At 59.1% G+C, this 3,023-nt stretch carries 4 protein-coding genes and 1 pseudogene; 2 read left to right on the top strand and 3 right to left on the bottom strand.

Features of this window, described 5'->3' with window-relative positions:
• Both ADADOO_RS10045 and ADADOO_RS10040 read right to left on the bottom strand, forming a co-directional pair.
• Positions 1-266: pseudogene (locus tag ADADOO_RS10045) on the bottom strand (sulfite dehydrogenase); the annotation flags it as partial.
• 18 nt (positions 267-284) lie between these two features.
• On the bottom strand, positions 285-635 hold the full coding sequence (locus tag ADADOO_RS10040; protein ID WP_511277202.1) for an ArsR/SmtB family transcription factor: 351 nt from the start codon (positions 633-635) through the stop codon (positions 285-287).
• A 191-nt stretch (positions 636-826) separates the two neighbouring features.
• On the opposite strand from ADADOO_RS10040, the gene ADADOO_RS10035 reads away from it, so the two are divergent.
• The gene (locus ADADOO_RS10035) at positions 827-1,132 is read left to right on the top strand and encodes a c-type cytochrome (protein WP_511277200.1); all 306 of its coding nucleotides are present in this window, start codon (positions 827-829) and stop codon (positions 1,130-1,132) included.
• Between the two features lie 12 nt (positions 1,133-1,144).
• Positions 1,145-2,422, top strand: a complete 1,278-nt coding sequence (locus ADADOO_RS10030; protein WP_511277198.1) for an FCSD flavin-binding domain-containing protein — start codon at positions 1,145-1,147, stop codon at positions 2,420-2,422.
• A gap of 67 nt (positions 2,423-2,489) precedes the next feature.
• Here the strand turns inward: ADADOO_RS10030 and ADADOO_RS10025 are convergent.
• The coding region (locus tag ADADOO_RS10025; RefSeq protein WP_511277196.1) for a c-type cytochrome at positions 2,490-3,023 on the bottom strand (534 nt) is incomplete at its 5' end.

Raw genomic sequence — 3,023 nt, 5'->3', positions numbered from 1 at the left:
TGGCTTTCGTACTTCGAGGGCTGACCGTACGGGTTGGTCGCCACCGGCAGGCCGAGCGAAGTCGTCCACGCCGGGTTTTGCAGAATATTCGGGTCGCCTTCGCTGGCCCGCACCACCTTCGGGACGGCCAACGCAGCGCCGGCGGCGAACAAGCTCTTACGGAGAAAATCCCGGCGTCCGGCAGCAACGGCCTGAACCTGTTCTTCCGACAGGAAATTTTCCGGAGCGGGCCGCAAACGCCCCGGCTGTTTAACGATGTCACCCATATTGAGAAACCCCTCTGCTTATTTAACGTCAGTACTGCAATTCGCCGGCGACATCCCCAACTCGTCGCCCAGATCGCGGCTGGCGACCGTGATGCTGACCGTTCGACAGATGTCGACGAAATTGGGATCGACCACCTTGTAGAAAACAGAACTCCCCTCGCGCCGCCGGTCGACCACCCCGGCCCGGTAAAGGATGTTCAGGTGTCGCGAAATGTTGGCTTGCGTCAGGCCAATCTTCTCGACGACTTCGTGGACAGGACGCTCTTCGGCACACAAGCAGGAGAGAATGCGCAAGCGCGTCGGATCAGCCAGCAATCCGAAATAACTAGCCACCTGGTCGAAAACCTCAGCCGCTTCATCCTGAGCCATATTGATTCTTTGACTTCGATCAAAGAATCAATGTATAACTGCATACTTATATAGTCAACTACTAATATTGTTGCGATGCAGCATGCAATTTGTGCGAAAGGCTTATAACCTTGGCACTACGCTGATAGGGGTAAATCAAAAACAATTTTGGCTATATATGGCGTATCGACAACACTAGAGGAGATGTCTCGATGAAACCGTTTGCTCCCATCGCCGCCCTGTGTCTGCTGGCCTTTGCCAGCACCTCGCAGGCGGCCGATCCCAACCTCGGCCGCAATCTGGCCGCCACCTGCGCCAACTGTCACGGCACCAATGGCAACGCACTCAAGGGCTCCGGCATGGACGCCCTGGCCGGCCAGGAAAAAGCCAAAATCCTGCAAAAACTGGCCGAGTTCAAGAGCGGCGACAAGCCCGCCTCGATCATGCATCAGATCTCCAAGGGCTATACAGAAGCCCAGCTGGACCTGATCGCCGGCTATTTCGCCGGACAAAAATAAGGGGAGATGACCATGATGCTGATGAAAAGACGTGATTTCCTGAAAGTCGGCGCGGCAGCTGGCGCGATGGCTTCCCTCTATGGCTGTGCCGGCGGCAACAGGGCCAGCGGCCATGTCGTCGTGGTCGGTGGCGGCTACGGCGGCGCCACCGTCGCCAAGTACCTGCGCATGTGGAGCGAAGGCGGCGTCCAGGTGACGCTGATCGAGCGCAACCCAACCTTCATCTCCTGCCCGATCTCCAATCTGGTCATCGGCGGCCAGAAGACCATGGAAGACATCACAATCAGCTACGACGGCCTGAAGAATCATTGGGGCGTCCGCGTTATCCAGGACGAGGTGGTTGCGGTCGACGCTGCCAAGAAGACCATTTCCCTGAAGGCGGGCGGCGCCATGTCCTATGACCGGCTGGTCCTCTCGCCGGGTGTCGATTTCATGTTCGACCAGATCCCTGGCCTCAACAACGCCAATGCCCAGTCGAAGATCCTCCACGCCTGGAAGGCCGGCGCCCAGACCGTCGCCCTGCGCCAGCAACTGGAATCGATGAAGGACGGCGGCACCTACGCCATCGCCATCCCGAAAGCGCCCTACCGCTGCCCGCCCGGGCCCTACGAGCGCGCCTGCCTGGTCGCCAACTACTTCAAGCAAAGCAAGCCGAAATCCAAGGTCGTCATCCTTGATGCCAACGAAGACGTAACCTCCAAGAAAGGCCTATTCACCAAGGCCTGGGCCGATCTCTACAAGGGCATCATCGAGTACCGCAACAACAGCGAAGTAAAGGATGTCGAGGTCGGGACCAACACCGCCGTGCTCGAATTCGACAAATTCAAGGCCGATGTGCTCAACGTCATCCCGCCCCATCGGGCCGGCGACATCGCCGCCAAGTCCGGCCTCAAGCTGATCAACAACCGCTGGGTGGACATCAACTGGCTATCCATGGAATCGACCAGCACACCGGGTATCCACGTCCTCGGCGATGCGGTTTTCCCGGCCCCGACCATGCCGAAATCGGGTCACATGGCCAACCAGCACGGCAAGCTCGCCGCCGCCGCGATTCTCAACCTGCTTTCCGGCCAGGAGCCGAACCCGGCGCCGGTCGTCATGAACACCTGCTACAGCTTCGTCGATGCCAAGAACGTCATCCACGTTTCATCGGTGCACCAGTACGACGCGGCCACCAAGAGCGTGCTCCCGGTTAAGGGCGCCGGCGGCGTATCCGCTGCCCGTAACGAGCTGGAAGGCAAAGTCGCGATGGGCTGGGCCAAGAATATCTGGGCCGACATGCTGACCTGATTTTCCCGGCATCAAAAAACAGAAGGCCGCCCATGTGGCGGCCTTTTACGTTTGGTCTCGCGTTTGCTCAGTCCAGCGTCGCGATGTACTCGGCGACCGCGTGCGCCTCAAGCTCGGAGAGCTTCGAGGCAATGGTGTGCATCACCGCATTGTCGTTGGTCCGCTCGCGCTTGTTGAACTGTTTCAGCTGATCCTCGATGTAACGCGGATGCTGGCCAGCCAGGCGCGGCAACTGCGGCGTACCGAGCCCCTTGGCGCCATGGCAGGTCGAACAGGCCGGGAGACCGGAGAACGGGTTGCCACGATTGAAAATGAATTTTCCGACAGCCAGCAGTTCCTGATCTCTGGCTGCACGGGGGCCGACCACCTTGGCCTGGAAGAAAGCACCGAGCGATTTCATTTCAGCTGGTGTCAATTCGTCGGCCTGCGGCTTCATGGTGTCGCTGTTACGCTTGCCGGACTTGAAGTCAGCAAGTTGTTTCGCAATGTAGTCGCCATGCTGTCCGGCCAGACGGGGAAAAACCGGGCTGGCCGATTCGCCTTCCAGGCCATGACAGAGAAAGCAGCGGCCGGAAACGATTTCTTCGGCGCGGGCAAGATC

It is taken from the genome of Azonexus sp. (genome assembly GCF_036170495.1).
In the GTDB taxonomy this organism is placed as follows: Bacteria; Pseudomonadota; Gammaproteobacteria; order Burkholderiales; family Rhodocyclaceae; genus Azonexus.
Note: the sequence above shows the minus strand (reverse complement) of the source record. Positions and strands in the feature narration are given on the sequence as shown.